The sequence below is a fragment of the Mycolicibacterium sp. 624 genome, assembly GCF_040548615.1.
GTDB lineage: Bacteria > Actinomycetota > Actinomycetes > Mycobacteriales > Mycobacteriaceae > Mycobacterium.
Map to the genome: position 1 here is coordinate 431091 of NZ_JBEPRZ010000003.1, position 14638 is coordinate 445728.

Annotated in this window: 13 protein-coding genes; 4 read left to right on the forward strand and 9 right to left on the reverse strand. The window is 65.0% G+C overall.

The window, feature by feature from the left end; genetic code table 11:
* Positions 1 to 54: 54 nt before the first annotated feature.
* Together ABIA65_RS14965 and ABIA65_RS14970 are read right to left on the reverse strand one after the other, a co-directional pair.
* Positions 55 to 522, reverse strand: a complete 468-nt coding sequence (locus ABIA65_RS14965) for a DUF805 domain-containing protein (protein WP_354524031.1) — start codon at positions 520 to 522, stop codon at positions 55 to 57.
* A gap of 280 nt (positions 523 to 802) precedes the next feature.
* Positions 803 to 1750, reverse strand: a complete 948-nt coding sequence (locus ABIA65_RS14970; RefSeq protein ID WP_354524032.1) for a helix-turn-helix transcriptional regulator — start codon at positions 1748 to 1750, stop codon at positions 803 to 805.
* Between the two features lie 63 nt (positions 1751 to 1813).
* On the opposite strand from ABIA65_RS14970, the gene ABIA65_RS14975 reads away from it, so the two are divergent.
* Positions 1814 to 2464, forward strand: a complete 651-nt coding sequence (locus ABIA65_RS14975) for a TIGR03086 family metal-binding protein (RefSeq protein ID WP_354524033.1) — start codon at positions 1814 to 1816, stop codon at positions 2462 to 2464.
* Between the two features lie 141 nt (positions 2465 to 2605).
* Here the strand turns inward: ABIA65_RS14975 and ABIA65_RS14980 are convergent, their stop codons facing one another.
* From ABIA65_RS14980 to ABIA65_RS14995, 4 genes are all read right to left on the reverse strand, one after another.
* Positions 2606 to 3415, reverse strand: coding sequence for an LLM class F420-dependent oxidoreductase (locus ABIA65_RS14980; protein ID WP_354524034.1), 810 nt, complete (start codon positions 3413 to 3415; stop codon positions 2606 to 2608).
* Between the two features lie 96 nt (positions 3416 to 3511).
* Positions 3512 to 5197 carry a GMC family oxidoreductase gene (locus ABIA65_RS14985; protein ID WP_354524222.1) on the reverse strand — a complete coding sequence of 562 codons (1686 nt, stop codon included), beginning with the start codon at positions 5195 to 5197 and terminating at the stop codon, positions 3512 to 3514.
* Between the two features lie 111 nt (positions 5198 to 5308).
* On the reverse strand, positions 5309 to 6556 hold the full coding sequence (locus ABIA65_RS14990; RefSeq protein WP_241405369.1) for a serine hydrolase domain-containing protein: 1248 nt from the start codon (positions 6554 to 6556) through the stop codon (positions 5309 to 5311).
* A gap of 24 nt (positions 6557 to 6580) precedes the next feature.
* Positions 6581 to 7342, reverse strand: coding sequence for an IclR family transcriptional regulator (locus ABIA65_RS14995; protein ID WP_241405370.1), 762 nt, complete (start codon positions 7340 to 7342; stop codon positions 6581 to 6583).
* A 177-nt stretch (positions 7343 to 7519) separates the two neighbouring features.
* Between ABIA65_RS14995 and ABIA65_RS15000 the strand changes: the two genes are divergently transcribed.
* On the forward strand, positions 7520 to 8797 hold the full coding sequence (locus tag ABIA65_RS15000) for a DUF6986 family protein (protein ID WP_354524035.1): 1278 nt from the start codon (positions 7520 to 7522) through the stop codon (positions 8795 to 8797).
* Positions 8794 to 9609 (forward strand): bifunctional allantoicase/(S)-ureidoglycine aminohydrolase, encoded by an 816-nt coding sequence (locus tag ABIA65_RS15005; protein WP_354524036.1) that lies wholly within the window; start codon positions 8794 to 8796, stop codon positions 9607 to 9609. Before ABIA65_RS15000 ends, ABIA65_RS15005 begins: the two co-directional genes overlap by 4 nt.
* Before the next feature lie 52 nt (positions 9610 to 9661).
* On the opposite strand, the gene ABIA65_RS15010 is transcribed toward ABIA65_RS15005, so the two are convergent.
* Together ABIA65_RS15010 and ABIA65_RS15015 are read right to left on the reverse strand one after the other, a co-directional pair.
* Complete coding sequence (locus ABIA65_RS15010; protein ID WP_354524037.1) at positions 9662 to 10384, reverse strand: aspartate/glutamate racemase family protein; 723 nt, start codon at positions 10382 to 10384, stop codon at positions 9662 to 9664.
* Between the two features lie 11 nt (positions 10385 to 10395).
* The gene (locus ABIA65_RS15015; RefSeq protein ID WP_354524038.1) at positions 10396 to 11901 is read right to left on the reverse strand and encodes an NCS1 family nucleobase:cation symporter-1; all 1506 of its coding nucleotides are present in this window, start codon (positions 11899 to 11901) and stop codon (positions 10396 to 10398) included.
* A gap of 222 nt (positions 11902 to 12123) precedes the next feature.
* Between ABIA65_RS15015 and allB the strand changes: the two genes are divergently transcribed.
* Positions 12124 to 13491, forward strand: coding sequence for an allantoinase AllB (allB, locus tag ABIA65_RS15020; protein WP_354524039.1), 1368 nt, complete (start codon positions 12124 to 12126; stop codon positions 13489 to 13491).
* A 708-nt stretch (positions 13492 to 14199) separates the two neighbouring features.
* On the opposite strand, the gene ABIA65_RS15025 is transcribed toward allB, so the two are convergent.
* Entirely contained in the window at positions 14200 to 14529 is a 330-nt protein-coding gene (locus ABIA65_RS15025) for a hypothetical protein (RefSeq protein WP_354524040.1), read from the reverse strand.
* Positions 14530 to 14638 lie beyond the last annotated feature (109 nt).

Here is a 14638-nt window from a genome sequence, read left to right on the forward strand (position 1 = left end):
GCCAGCTTAACTTCTCATTCGCGCAGCGCCGCCGGGGCGGAGGAACAACAGTCCTCAACGGCGGTCGAAACGTTCCCCGAGCTGCTTGGAGGGCAGTAGGCCGAAGACGATTTGGATCACGATCCCGACGTAGGGCAACACGGCTAGCAGGGACATCCACCCTGACAAGTTGGCGTCGTGGAGCCTGCGGACCAAGAGTGCCCAGCCTGGAATCGCGCACCCCAGCAGGAATAGCACCATGATCACCATGGCGATGAGTTCGAGTGCACTGGATTCTCCGGCCGCGCCGACGAACGCCCCGCAGAGAAAGCCGACCACTGTGAGCGCCAACATGACCCACCAGAACTCACTGCGGGACGCGCGCCCGGAGAAGCGGGCGTAGCTGCCGTAGAACCGCGACACTGCCTGACCGAATGTCGCTCCGTACAAGGGAAGCGTGAGATCGCCTGGATCGGTTGCGCCAACAGGTTCGGACGGCCACTCGGGCTGCGTGTCGAACGGGGTTCCGTCGCCTTGAGTCATTGGTTCCTCTGTTGGATTATTCGGTTGTGCGGGGACCGTGTGGATTTCGCGGTCCCACGCGTTGACGGCTGAGTCAACGGGGACGCTAGCACCGCTTTTGCCAAGCTATGCACGCAATGTGAAATGAAATCTCAGCGCCTGATGCGCGCGGGTGCGCAGACCCTGAGTGTCCACTCGGCCTCGACGACAGTGGGGAATCGCTTCAGTTCGGCGCGATCGGCGTCGGTGGGTGGCCCAGCACAGGACGACCCTGACTGCCGCGAACTCGGTCGCGGCCAGCTCAGGTGTACCGCGCTACAAGCGCGCCGCCGATCGAGGCGAGGTGGTCGCGCACGCCCTGCGGGCCGGTGACCTCAAGCCATTCGATGAGGCCGGCAAGTTCGCCCGCGAGGGCGTACTCGCTGTGGCCGCGGATCACGATCTCAATCCGACCGTCGGGCGTGGAACCACCAACTTCGAGGCGGCCCCCGAGCATCGACCGGAGCAGGCCGAGTCCGTCGGGAGCGCACACGGCCTGGGCCTCGAGGGGGGTGCGCTTTCGGTCGACCTCGTCGGCGATCTCGCGCCAGCTCTCGGCAAGGTCGAATCCCTCGGGTCGTTGAACGGGATCGTCGGTCAACTCGACCGTCAAGACACGGTCGATCCGGAAAGTCCGTCGACCGGCCTCCGTATCGGAGACCAAGTACCACGTCGGGCCCTTGGCGACGATGCCCAGTGGGTGGACGGTCCGTTCGGTCTCGGAGCCTTTGCGGTCGATGTAGCCGAGCCGTACCTGGACGCCGCGGATCACCGCCTCTTGAAGTTCGTCGAGAAGCCGGGGCGGCCGGGGCTCGACCTGGCTGGATCCCCAGTGTCGTGGGTCTACGACAACTGATGTCGCGGCGGCCTCGGCCTGCTCCCGGAAGGACTCGGGCAGCGCACGTACGAGCTTGCGCAGAGCGGTCTTCACGCCCGGGGTTGCCGTCGAGGCGGGTCCGGCCACCAGAAACAGGGCGCGAGCCTCGCTCGCAGTCAGCCCTGAGAGGTCGGTGCGAGCGCCGCCCACGAGACGCCACCCGCCCCCTCGGCCCTGCACGGAGTACACGGGCACCCCGGCGACACTCAACGCTTCGAGGTCGCGGCGGGCGGTGCGCTCGGACACCTCCAACTCCAGCGCGACCTCCGATGCTGTGACCTGCTCGCGTCGCTGCATCAGAAGCAGGATGGCTACTAGACGGTCCGCCCGCATGCCACCACATTTTCACATCAAACTGGCCATTAGGTGACCGGTTTAGGTCGGCACAATGGCGCCATGATCACACCTACCGGTTCCGCCACCGACCACCTCAAGGATCCCCGGCCAATTCTGGACCGCGCCATCGCCACCGGCGGAGTCGTCATTGCCGGTATCCGGCCAGAGCGACTCACCGACCCGACGCCATGCTCAGACATGGACGTGCGAGCGCTGCTTGCTCATCTCATCGGCGTGCTTGGCCGCGTTGCCGCGCTCGGCAACGGTGAGGATCCCTTCGCAATCACCGAGACCCCGGTCCCCGACGATCGCTGGCCCAATGCGTGGCGGGAGGCAGCGAGACGAGCCGCCGATGCCTGGGGCGATGACACCTTGCTTGAACGACCCATGGCACTGCCGTGGATCCAAGGCAGCGGCGCCGAGGTCCTGGCGTCCTACTTCTCCGAGCTGACCGTCCACACGTGGGACCTTGCGGTGGCGACCGATCAGCAGCCCGACTGGGACGCCTCGGTGATCGCCGCAGCGCTGCAGGCGGCACACAAGATCCTGCCCTCCGAGAACCGCAGAGCTCTCTACGAGGAGATCTCGGCCGCGATGGGCCTCGACGAGGTCTCCGTCCCGTTCGCCGAGGCCGTCCCGATCCCCGACGACGCCCCCGCCATCGACCGTCTCATCGCCTGGAACGGCCGAGATCCGCTGCACGGATCCTGAAACAACGGACAGACGTCGCAGTGTCAGGAGAACCTGCACGACTTACTCGACGTACGGAAGGACGCCCTGCCGGAATCTACCCAAATCCCTTGCCATCAAGGCCGTTTAGCCTAGTCAATCTGATGCGCGGGCATCGCGGCCTCACCCGTTGTCCCGCCATATGAGCACCTGCTTGAGCGACGTGAGGTCGAAACCGTCATCGGCGGTGAGTTCGGTCTGGAACAACGTGACTCCTGCCTCGCGGAAGGCGTCGGCACTGTCGGCGTTCTCCCAGAGCGTCGAGCGTTCGATGTCGGCGCCGTTGCGGCCGAACGTCGCTGCCAGCTCATCGACGCGGTCGCTGGACCTGCGGAAGGCGTCGAGGTCCTGGAACGCGTGCCAGATGTCGGCGTGTCGGGCAACGGCGGGCAGCGAGCGCTTGGGCCCCGTGCCGCCGATGAGGATCGGTAGCTTGCGCACGGGCGGCGGAATCAGCGCAGCGAGCCGGTTCTCGATGCGAATCAAGCTGTCGTCGAACAGATCGAAGCGGGAGCCGAAGGTGCCGAATTCGTAACCGTAGGTGGTGTAGTCCTTTTCGTACCACCCCGCGCCGAGGCCGAGGATGAGCCGGCCGCCGCTGATGTGGTCGACGGTGCGCGCCATGTCAGCGAGCAGGTCCGCATTGCGGTAGCCGACGCCGGTGACGAGGAGCCCGATCTCGGCGTGTGAGGTGATCTCGCCCCACGATGCGAGCGCGGTCCAGCCCTCGAAGTTCGCGACGTCGGGCTGCTCATCGAACATCACGGGCTTGCCGTCGACGATGGCCTCCATGGCCGGGCGATGGAAGTGGTCGTAGCCGAAGATCACGTCGACGCCGAGGTCGTCGGCGGCCAAGACGGCATCGCGCCATGTGCGGTAATCGGGCGTGCCGCCGGGCTGGATCTGCACGGCGACGCGGACGGGACGGGTCATGGATGCTCCTGAGTCGGGGAAGGATCGACTCTTAAGCCAAGTTCGCCGGGCGCGGAGTTTATTCCGGATATGGGGGACCACTCGGTATTGAGCGACTCAACCCAGGATCGCCCGCGCTGTGCGTTCTGCGATCAGCATGACCGGCGCGTTGGTGTTCCCGGAAGTGATGGTGGGCATCGCCGAAGCATCAGCCACTCGAAGGCCGGCGACGCGGTACACGCGACAGTCGGTGTCGAGCACCGTGGCGGCCGACCGCGGCAGACCGCGGGTGTCAAAGGCTCCCATCGCGCAGGTGCCCACCGGATGGAAGATGGTGGTACCCAGTTCACGAGCCGCCTGCTGCAAGTCTTCGTCGCTCACCAGTTGCGGGCCGGGCAGCAACTCCTCTGGGCGGTAGCGGGCCAGGGACGGCGCCGCCATGATCTGCCGGGTCATCCGGAGGCCGCGCACGGCGGCTTGCCGATCGGCGTCCGTGGACAGGTAGTTGCAGGAGATCTTCGGGTAGGTCAGCGGATCTGCGCCAGCTATGCGCACATGACCCCGCGAGCTGGGGCGCAGATTGCAGACCGACGGAGTGATCGCTCCGAAAGGATGTAGCGGTTCGCCGAACTTGGCCAACGACAAGGGCTGCACATGCCACTCCAAATCGGGACTGGCCAACGCGGGATCGCTTTTGGCGAAGGCTCCCAGCGTGGAGGGCGGCATGGTCATGGGTCCTGAGCGCATCAGCAGGTACTGAAGTCCCATGCCTGCACGGGTGATCCAATTCCGGTACAGGGTGTTGACGGTCCGGGCGCCCCGCACCCGGTAGACCGTGCGCAGCTGCAGGTGGTCCTGGAGGTTTTCGCCCACTCCCGGCAGATCGACGGCCACCGGCACCTGATGCTGGGTGAGCAGCCCGGCCGGGCCCAGGCCTGATGCCTGCATAAGCTGCGGCGACCCAATCGCTCCGGCGCTCAGGATCACCTCCCGGCGGGCCCGGACGTCGATGATCTGGCCGTCCTTGAGCAGCCGCACACCGGTGGCGCGGCGCTGAGCTGTGATCCAGGCCCCGCGACGCTGATCCTCCTGGACCTGGTCATCCGTCAGCAGCTGCAAGGCCTGGGTGTGGGTGTAGATGGTGAGATTTGGTCGTTGGGCGACGGGATGCAGGAAGGCATCGGCCATCGACCAGCGACGGCCACGCCGTTGGTTGACATGAAAGTACGCACTGCCGGCGTTGTCACCGCGGTTGAACTCGTCGATCGGGGCAATGCCCACCTGGGCAGCGGCGGCCTGCCAGGCATCCAAGATCTTCCAGCGCACCCGCGGCCGCTCGACAGGGATCTCGCCACCGGCGCCGTGCCAGTCGTCGGCCCCGCCGAAGTAGTCCTCCAACTGTTTGTAGATCGCCAGTGTCTCGCCGGAGCCGTTCGGGCCACCCCAACGCCATCGCTCGTCACCGGTGGCCTGGGCCCACAGGTCGTAATCGCTGGCCTGTCCGCGCATATGGATCATGGCGTTGATCGACGAGCTGCCGCCGATCACGCGGCCCCGCGCGTAGTGGATGCTGCGACCGGCCAGACCTGGGTCGGCCTCGGTCGTGAAGCACCAGTCGGTGCGGGGGTTGGCAATTGTGTACAGGTAACCCACCGGCACCTTGATCCAGAACCAGTTGTCTTCGCCGCCGGCCTCAATCAAGAGCACACGGTGATCGGGGTTGGCGCTGAGCCGGTTGGCGAGCAGGCAGCCGGCACTGCCTGCTCCCACGATGACGAAGTCGAACTCGGCGACGGGGCTCATTTCCGGCATCGTTCCTCCATGCCGTCCACCATCGCACGCGCGCCGCGATTGAGTTTGGGGGAGAGGCGGTACGGGGGATGGAGCACCGCGCGTGTCAGTTGCGTCGCGGTGTCACAGCGCGTCGTACACCGCGGCGATGAGCCGATAGGCACGGCGATCGCCGGCCAGCCAGTCACGGCGCAGATTGGGCACGAAGGCGAAAGCGACCTTGTGTTCGAGATCTGCCAGTCCCACCGAGCCACCGGCCCCCGGGTGACCGAAGACAGACGATTGCGCGGGTTCGGGCACCACGAAGTTCTGCGACGGCAGCATGTAGCCGAGGCCGAATGCGCTTTCCAACCGCAGCACCCGGTCGCGGCCGCGTACGCGTTCTGTGATCGCTTCCCGCAGAGGACCCGGGCCGACCAGGGTTCCGCCGATCAGGTCGCCATAGAATTTGGCCAGATCACGAGCGGTGGTGACGAGGCCAGCCCCGGGCCAGCCGGCCGCCAGTACTTCTGGATCATTATAGGATGCAACGGGATTCGATGATGCCCGGAGGAACAGCGATTCTGCGTCGGCGATCGCGGCCACCATCTCGGCGACTGTGTCGTCGGGTATCGGCGGCGCGTTCTCGACGCTCCAGACACGCTGCTCGGGCGGTGGCGAACTGATCCGGGCAACGTCGCGCACCGCCGTACCGGAAGCGCCGATGAGCAGCCCATCGCCCAAGTGGCGCCGGGTGAACTCGCCGACTGTCATACCGGTATTGCGGCGCACGAATTCGCCGACCAGCCATCCGAAAGTCAAAGCGTGATACCCATGTTCGGTCCCGGGCTGCCAGAGCGGGCATTGGCGCGCCAACAGGTCGGCCATCGCCGCGGGATCCGCGGCTTCGGCCACCGAAACCGGGCGCTCCAAAACGGGCAACCCGGCACGGTGGGCCATCAGGTCGCTCAGCGTGGTCTCGTGCTTGTCGTGTTGTGCGAATTCCGGCCACCAGGCGCTCACCGGTTCGTCGACACCGTGGCCGCGTTGCTGGGCGACCATGAGAGCCGCGGTCGCCGTCACACCCTTGGTGCAGGAAAAGGTCGGACAAGCGGTGTCGCGCGTCCATGGCCGTCCGGTCCGTCTGTCGGCGATGCCTCCCCACAGATCCACCACCGGACGACCGTCGACGAATACCGCCACCGCGGCGCCGAGGTCGTCGCCGTTGGACAAACCGGCTTCAAAGACGGCTTTCACTTCCGCAAACGCGGGGTCAGCATGCCCCGCCGCTGAACTGGACATACACCGAATTAGAACACGTTCTAGTATTGGACGGGTGCAGATCCCGGAGACACGGCGAATGAGTTTCTTAGGCAGGGCTTTCCGGTTCAAAGCACGGATTGCACAGGCTGAGGGTTACCGCTCCTTCGCCCCGATCAGGGCTTCCGAGATCACGCCGGTCGCCTTCTTCAGTGCGGGAACAGCTCGAGCGATCAACTCCGCACTGACATGAGCCGAGGGCCCGGAGATGCCGATTGCCATTGGCGTCGGAGCGCCGGGCACCGCCATCGCGACGGAGCGAACACCGATCTCGAACTCCTCGTTGTCGATCGCATAGCCGTCGACGCGCACGCGCTCGACGTTCGCGAACACCGCAGAAAGGGTCGACGCACTGTTCTCGGTCGGTGCGGGAAATCCGGACTGCGTGACCAGTTTCAGAATGCGCGCATCATCCAGCTCACCCAAAACCGCCTTGCCCACGCCGGTTGTGTGCAGCCCGACGCGCTTGCCGACCTCACTGTTCGCCCGCATCAGCTTCGGAGGCAGAACCTGTCCGGCGTAGATCACCATGTCGCCGTCGAGCACTGCGAGACTTGCCGTCTCCGACAGTTCGTCGACCAACGACTGCAGCACCGGGGCGGCGACCGCGCCCAACTGGCGATTCGCCACTTCACCGAGCCGAATCAATCTCGGCCCCAGTGCGTAGCGGCGATTGGGCAGTTGCCGCACATAGCCGATTCCGACCAGTGTGCGCAGGAGACGGTGAATTGTCGGTGGCGGCAACGGAGACTCTGCCGACAACTCCGTCAGCGAGCACTCTCCTCCGGCACGTCCGATCAATTCCATCAACTCGAACGCGCGCTCCACCGACTGCACGCCGCCCGACTTCTCCGCCATACAGTCCACCCCCGGTCGACGATTGTCGTTCCATCAAACATGCGCAAGATAGTTTCCGCAATATGGAACAAAATGCTCCTTGGAAGATCGAGAGATGATGCGCCGATAGCCTCGCGCTAAACTCCACAATGTGGAATTCTGTTTTCAGGAAACTTCCGGACAGGGGAGGGGATACCTGTGACACGACGCCTCGACGATGCGGTGCTGGCCGACGTCGATCGCCGCCTCTCGGCCGCCGACGCACAACTGGTGCACCAATACCCCGGTGATGACGGCCGTCGGCAGCCGATCCACACCGTCTACGTCCCGGGCAACCGGTACTCGGCGACGATGCCCGCTGACTGGGGATCGACCGCTCTCGGAGCCGCCAAGGACGCGGGCGGGCTCGACGCGGTGGCTGCACTCGTCGGTGCGAGCAGAGGAACCGACTGTGCGCCCGAGACGCTGGCAGCCCTCGTCCAGAACAAGCTGACCACCGAGCCGATCGAAGACCTCCGCATCGACTTCGAGGACGGCTACGGTACCTTCGACGATGCGACGGAGGACGCCGACGTCGCACAGGCGATCGCCGCGCTGCGGATCGCGCTCGACGCAGGCACCTCGACGCCGTTCGTCGGCACCCGCTTCAAATGCTTCGAAGCAGGCACCCGTGCGCGCGGACTGCGCACGCTCGACATGTTCGTCAGCGGACTCCTCGACTCCGGCGGTCTGCCCGACGGCCTCACCCTCACCCTCCCCAAGGTGACCTCCGTCGACCAGGTTGAGGCGATGGTCGTCGTCGCGAGCGCGCTCGAGCGTGCGAACGGACTGCCGGCCGGCCGCATCCGCTTCGAAGTGCAGGTCGAAACACCGCAGGCGATCCTCGGCGCCGATGGCCGCGCACCCGTTGCCCAGTTCATCCACGCCGGCCAGGGCCGCGTCAGCTCGCTGCACTACGGGACCTACGACTACTCGGCCTCCCTCGGGATCGCCGCTGCATACCAGTCGATGGAGCACCCGGCGGCAGACCACGCCAAGAACGTCATGCAACTAGCCGTGGCAGGCACCGGTGTTCACCTGTCCGATGGCTCGACCAACATCCTGCCGGTGGGCGACCCCGACAACGTCGCCATGGCGTGGAAGCTGCACGCGCGCCTCGTCCGGCGCCACCTGGAACGCGGCATCTACCAGGGCTGGGACATGCATCCCGCCCAACTCGTCACCCGATACCTGGCGACCTACGCGTTCTACCGTGGTGCCTTCGCGCCCGCCGCGACACGCCTGCGCAACTACGTCCACCGGCTCGACTCGACCGTCATGGACGAGCCGGCCACCGCCCGCGCCCTCGCCAACGTGATTCATCGTGGCAGCGTGTGCGGCGCCCTCACCGTCGATGAGATCGAGACCGCCACCGATCTCTCCATGTCCACCGTGCGCGACATCGCGCTCGGCCGCCCAACCAGGAGCCACCAGTGACCACTGCGTCGTACTACACGCCCCGCGGCGGCCTGCCCCCGCAGACCGATCTGCTGACCGACCGCGCCATCGTCACCGAGGCCTACACGGTGATCCCGCGCGGCGTCCTCTCGGACATCGTCACCTCGGTGTTCCCGGAGTGGACCGATACCCGCGCATGGATCATCAACCGACCGGTCGCGGGTGGTGCGACGACGTATTTCCAGGCGATCGTCGAGGTCAAGCCGGGCGGCGGGGCGCAGCGACCCGAACCGCAGCCCGAGGTGCAGAGCTTCCTGTTCGTCACCTCCGGTTCGCTCACGGTCGACGCGGCAGGTCAATCGCAGACACTCACCGAGGGCGGCTTCGCCTACCTTCCCGCGGGCACCGACTGGTCGGCCCACAACAACGGCGGCGCCGACGCGACGTTCGTGTGGATCCGCAAGCGCTATGAGGCAATCGCCGGCCACCCGGTGTCGGTCAAGTTCGGCAACGAGCAGGACATCGCACCGTCAGCCATGCCCGGGACCGACAACAAATGGCGCACGACACGCATGCTCGACCCGCAGGACCTCGGGTACGACATGCACGTCAACGTCGTCACCTTCGAGCCCGGCGCGACAATTCCGTTCGCCGAGACCCACGTGATGGAACACGGCCTGCTGATGCTCGAAGGCAAGGCCGTCTACCACCTCAACGGAGACTGGGTGGAGGTTCAGGAAGGCGACTTCCTCTCCCTGCGCGCCTTCTGCCCGCAGGCCTGCTACGCGGGCGGGCCGTCGAACTTCCGTTACCTGCTGTACAAGGACGTCAACCGCCAGATCATGCTCTGAGACGACGGACCGGGCGCCTGGATAGGTGCCCGGTCTCGTCTAAGTCGTTGGCCTACAACTGGAATGGCCAGCCGGTGACCTTCTTCTTGCGCGGGGTCGCATAGGTACGCACCTTCGACGTGGTCAGACCCATCCGGACCAGACCTTCGGCGATGGTGACCGCCGCGCGGACTCCGTCGACGATCGGGACGCCCGTCGCGGCCGTCACCTTCGCCTCGAGTTCGGCCATGCCGCCGCAGCCGAGACAGATCACTTCGGCGTGATCGTTCTCGACGGCCTCACGCGCCTGGCGGACGATCGCGTCGACGGCCCGATCCGGATCCGACTCGAGTTCGAGCACGCCGAGGCCGGACGCCCGCACCGACGCGCACCGAGCGTCCAGACCCGCCAGCTTGAGCCGGTCTTCGATCAGCGGGACGGTGCGGTCGAGCGTGGTGACGACCGAGTACTTGTGTCCGAGATACATCGCCGTCGACGCGGCCGCCTCGGTGATGTCGACCACCGGGACGTCGAGCAACTCCTGTAGGCCTTCCCGACCGTGCTCGCCGTAACCGGCCTGGATCACCGCGTCGAACGGCTCGGGGTAGGACGTGATCGCGTCCATGACGGCGATGGCCGCGAGATAACTCTCGAAGTTACCTTCGCACGAGTCGGCGCCGAAACGCGGTGTGATCCCGACGATCTCGGTGCCCCGGGACGCGACACCGCGCGCCGACTCGGCGATCGCCTCGGTCATCGAGACCGTCGTGTTGACGTTGGCTACGAGGATTCTCATGGCGGTCCCTACTAGTGCGTGCTGGCCACGGCGATGGGCTCGCCGGAGACATCGTTGAACGGTCCACGGCGGTCTGCAACCGCCAGGTACACGATCGCACCGAGTCCGGCGCCGATGAACCAGGAGAACTCCGAGACGATCGCGAACACCGGGACGAACGCCAGCAGCAGGGCCACCACCGCCGTGATCACCAGGGCGATCACGGCCCGCACGTTCACGCCCTTGGCGTAGTGGTATTCGCCGTCCGCATCGATCGTGAACAGGGCCAGGACGTTGATCTTGGAACGACGCACCAGCCAGTAGTCGGCCATGATGATGCCGAACAGCGGACCGAGAATGGCGCCGAGTCCGCCCAGGAAGTAGTTGATGACGGCAGGGGAGTTGTACAGGTTCCACGGCAGGATCACCAGGCCGATGACGGCCGAGATGAATGCTGCGCGACGGAAGTTCAGGTGCTTGGGGAACAGGTTGTTGAGCGCGTAGATCGGGGCGACGAAGTTGGCCATCAGGTTCACGGCGATGGTCAGGATCAGCAGCGCGAGTGCCGCGAGCACCAGTAGCAGGGTGTTCGGCACTTCCTGGACGATGTCGGCGGGAGCCTCGATGATGCGTCCGTCGATGCGGAACTGGGCGCCGGCCAGCGTGATGACGATGGCGCCGAACACCAGCATGTTGAGCGGAATGCCCCAGAAGTTGCCTCGCACGATCGCCCGTTTCGACGTCGCGTTGCGGGTGAAATCGCAGAAGTTAAGGACGAACGTGCCGTAGATCGCGACCCACAGACTGGCGCCACCGATGATCTTCAGCCACATGTCGACGCCGGTCAGCGAATCGGGCGTCGTCCACGCGATGGTCCAGTCGGCATTGTTGAGCATCCAGATCGCGAGCGCGATCATCGTGAATAGAATGACCGGGCCGGCGAACGCCTCGTACTTGCGGATCATCTCCATGCCATAGCTGACGATGATCACCTGGACGACCCACAGCGCGACGAACGAGATCCAGCCGAGCGTCGACAACCCCAGGACGCTGTTCGTGTCGAGGGTCGCCGCCGATGGCGCGAGCGCGATGATCAAGATGCGCAGCACCACGGACGCCAGGTAGGTCTGGATGCCGAACCAGGCGATCGCGACCGCGCCGCGGATGAGAGCGGGAATCTGTGCGCCGCGGATGCCGAACGCGATGCGGCTCATCACCGGGAACGGGACGCCGGTCTTCTCACCCATGAACCCGGACAGGTTGAGCAGCAGGAAGAGGAAGATGCCGCCGAGTCCGAGCGCCAGGAGGATCTGCCACCCGCCGAGGCCGAGGGCGAACAATCCGATGGCGAACGAATAGTTGCCCAGGCTGTGCACGTCGTTGGCCCACAGGGTGAAGATGTTGTACGCACTCCATCGTCGACCTTCGCGCTTTGTGGGCGCGAGATCGGGGTTGTACAGATGCGGACTCACGTCGGCGAACGGGGCTGCATCGGTACGGTTGGAGTCGCCAATTAGCCCGGTGGACTCTGTGGTCATGGATACGCCTGTCACGGTCGGAGCGACGACGCTCAACGCCGCCGCAAACATTCCACTGTGCGGAAGTTATATTCCACGGATTCAGTAAGTAAGTCGCATCCACACACCGGCTGTCAAGCTTTTGGCGCGATTGACTGTGTCAACGCTCACATCTAGAGTCGAACGGTATGGAGTTTCATTTCCACGATGAGGAATTATGCTCGTAGCAATGAAGGGCTGCCGATGACCACCGACGCAGGGGAGCGGTCCAACCAACCCGAGTTCGACCTGGTGGTCCGTGGCGAGCGCACACTGACGACAGCGGGAATCGTTGCCCGCGAGATCGGTATCCGCGACGGTCGCGTCGTCGCGATCGAGCCGCTGGGCAGCGCCCTCATCGGCGCGGAGATCGTCGAACTCGCCGACGAGCAGGTCATGATCCCAGGCTTGGTCGATACGCACGTGCACGTCAACGAGCCGGGCCGCACCGAGTGGGAGGGGTTCGACTCCGCTACCCGCGCAGCGGCGGCGGGCGGTGTGACCACGCTGATCGACATGCCGCTGAACTCGATTCCGCCGACGGTCAATGTCGAAGCACTCAACGCCAAGCGTGCGGCGGCATCGGGCAAGACACACATCGACGTCGGCTTCTGGGGCGGCGCGATCCCCGGCAACACCGACGATCTGCGCGGCCTGCACGACGATGGCGTGTTCGGCTTCAAGTGCTTCCTACTGCACTCTGGCGTCGACGAGTTCCCGCATCTCGACGCGGATGAGATGGAGAAGGACATGGCCGTGCTGGCCGGCTTCGACTCCATGATGATCGTGCACGCCGAGGACTCCCGCGCCATCGACCGAGCACCCTCGGCGGAGGGCAACCAATACGAACGCTTCCTCGCGTCACGGCCGCGCGGCGCCGAGAACGTGGCGATCGCGGAGGTTATCGAACGCGCTCGGTGGACCGGCGTCCGTGCTCACATTCTGCACCTGTCGTCGTCGGACGCACTGCCGATGCTCGCCACCGCGAAACGCGACGGCGTCAAGATCACCGTCGAGACCTGCCCGCACTACTTGACCCTGCTGGCCGAGGAAATCCCGAACGGCGCGACCGCATTCAAGTGCTGTCCGCCGATCCGTGAGGCGTCGAATCGGGAACTTCTGTGGCAGGGCCTGCTCGATGGCACGATCGACTGCATCGTCTCTGACCACTCACCGTCGACGATCGACCTGAAGGACGTCGAGAACGGTGACTTCGGCGTTGCATGGGGCGGCGTCGCGTCGCTTCAGCTCGGCCTGTCGTTGATCTGGACCGAGGCCAAGCGTCGCGGTATAGAACTCACGCAGGTGCTCGAGTGGATGGCGGCCAAACCCGCAGCACTCGCCGGATTGAACAACAAGGGCAAGATCGCGCTCGGCTACGACGCCGATTTCGCGATCTTCGAGCCCGAGTCTGCGCAGGTCGTCGACGTGCACAAGCTGCACCACAAGAACCCGATCAGCCCGTACGACGGACGGGCACTCGCCGGTGTCGTGACGAGTACCTGGTTGCGCGGCAAGAAGATTGACTTCCAGACCGCGCAGGGGCGGATGCTGCGCCGCGGCGGCGTGTAGCACAAGGCGAGGCTCGCGGTAGGGGCCGCTCAGAACGCCCATGATTCATCAGATGAAAACGGCGACTGTTTCTGGTAACCCGCCGTGAAACCCGTTAAACCACTTGTGATACAGCGCAATCACGGTGGCATAGAGATCTTTGACCTAGGGTCGCGCAGTGAAGCGGGCTAGAGTTGACCCAGGGGCCGGCAGACATTTGACAAGGCGTTCCAGTACTCACCGGGCGCACAGTCGCCCGCCGGACGCGGCGTCTGGCAGGTGTTGGTGATCGGATCCCAGAACTGTCCGTTGATGCAGTTTAGGGGCTCTGCGGAACCGATCCCGGCCCCGAACAGCGACAAGGCGGCAATCGGAGCGGCGGCAAGAACGGCGATGGTCGAACGGCCAACAAGATTTCGCATAGGTTGATCTTGCCCGATGACGCGCGTCCTCAAACCCCGTTAGTGCGAAACCATTCATCGGCACAGGTTGGGCCGGTGTGGCTGGTCTGCATCACCGGCAGTGGGCGAGGCGATGAAGGCCGGGAAACCGGTGAACGGCGTCCGGGCGGTTTACGACCGCCATTCTTCAGTCAGGCCGGTGGGCGGCAAGCGCCCGGTTGAGTTCGTCGGGGTGCCGCCGCCAGGAAGGTGCGACTGCGAAACCCGCCGTATTTGATGCCGCCGCATTCTCGCTGCCGCAAGGGGTTGGAGCCAGTTCAAACTTGTGTCAGATATTGAGTTCTCTCAACGAGTAGCCGTCTGGGATGGCGCCAACTTTGAACCAGGACAGGAACAACTGTGCGGCCTCGTCGGCGTCGAACACCTCGGATGAGCGAACGACCAGCGGTTCGTGCGGACCTAAAAGAATCCGCTCTGTTGTCAGCTCGCCGCTCGGGCCAAAATGACCAACGACGTACTGGCGGTAGCGATTCCCTTCCCGTCGTCGAATCTCGACGGACAAACGTTCTGCCGAGCCACCCGATTGAATGTAGGTTGAACTCGCCTCAGATATTTCTTCGGCCGTCATCTCATCGTAGTTTTTGCCGCCGGGGAACATACCGAGTCTCCACATTGATAATCCCCACCGATCCCGGCCATCCCGCCCAAGTAAGGGCCTTCGAAAATCGCCGATATCGGTACGCACCCCGCCTATCACAGTTCGAAGC

Coding starts and splice junctions, on each gene's coding strand:
- ABIA65_RS14965 (WP_354524031.1), bottom strand. CDS start 522: ATGACTCAAGGCGACGGAACCCCGTTCGACACGCAGCCCGAGTGGCCG.
- ABIA65_RS14980 (WP_354524034.1), bottom strand. CDS start 3,415: ATGACCCGTCCCGTCCGCGTCGCCGTGCAGATCCAGCCCGGCGGCACG.
- ABIA65_RS15015 (WP_354524038.1), bottom strand. CDS start 11,901: ATGACCACAGAGTCCACCGGGCTAATTGGCGACTCCAACCGTACCGAT.
- ABIA65_RS14985 (WP_354524222.1), bottom strand. CDS start 5,197: ATGAGCCCCGTCGCCGAGTTCGACTTCGTCATCGTGGGAGCAGGCAGT.
- ABIA65_RS14975 (WP_354524033.1), top strand. CDS start 1,814: ATGATCACACCTACCGGTTCCGCCACCGACCACCTCAAGGATCCCCGG.
- ABIA65_RS14995 (WP_241405370.1), bottom strand. CDS start 7,342: ATGGCGGAGAAGTCGGGCGGCGTGCAGTCGGTGGAGCGCGCGTTCGAG.
- ABIA65_RS15010 (WP_354524037.1), bottom strand. CDS start 10,384: ATGAGAATCCTCGTAGCCAACGTCAACACGACGGTCTCGATGACCGAG.
- ABIA65_RS15025 (WP_354524040.1), bottom strand. CDS start 14,529: ATGTTCCCCGGCGGCAAAAACTACGATGAGATGACGGCCGAAGAAATA.
- allB (WP_354524039.1), top strand. CDS start 12,124: ATGACCACCGACGCAGGGGAGCGGTCCAACCAACCCGAGTTCGACCTG.
- ABIA65_RS14970 (WP_354524032.1), bottom strand. CDS start 1,750: ATGCGGGCGGACCGTCTAGTAGCCATCCTGCTTCTGATGCAGCGACGC.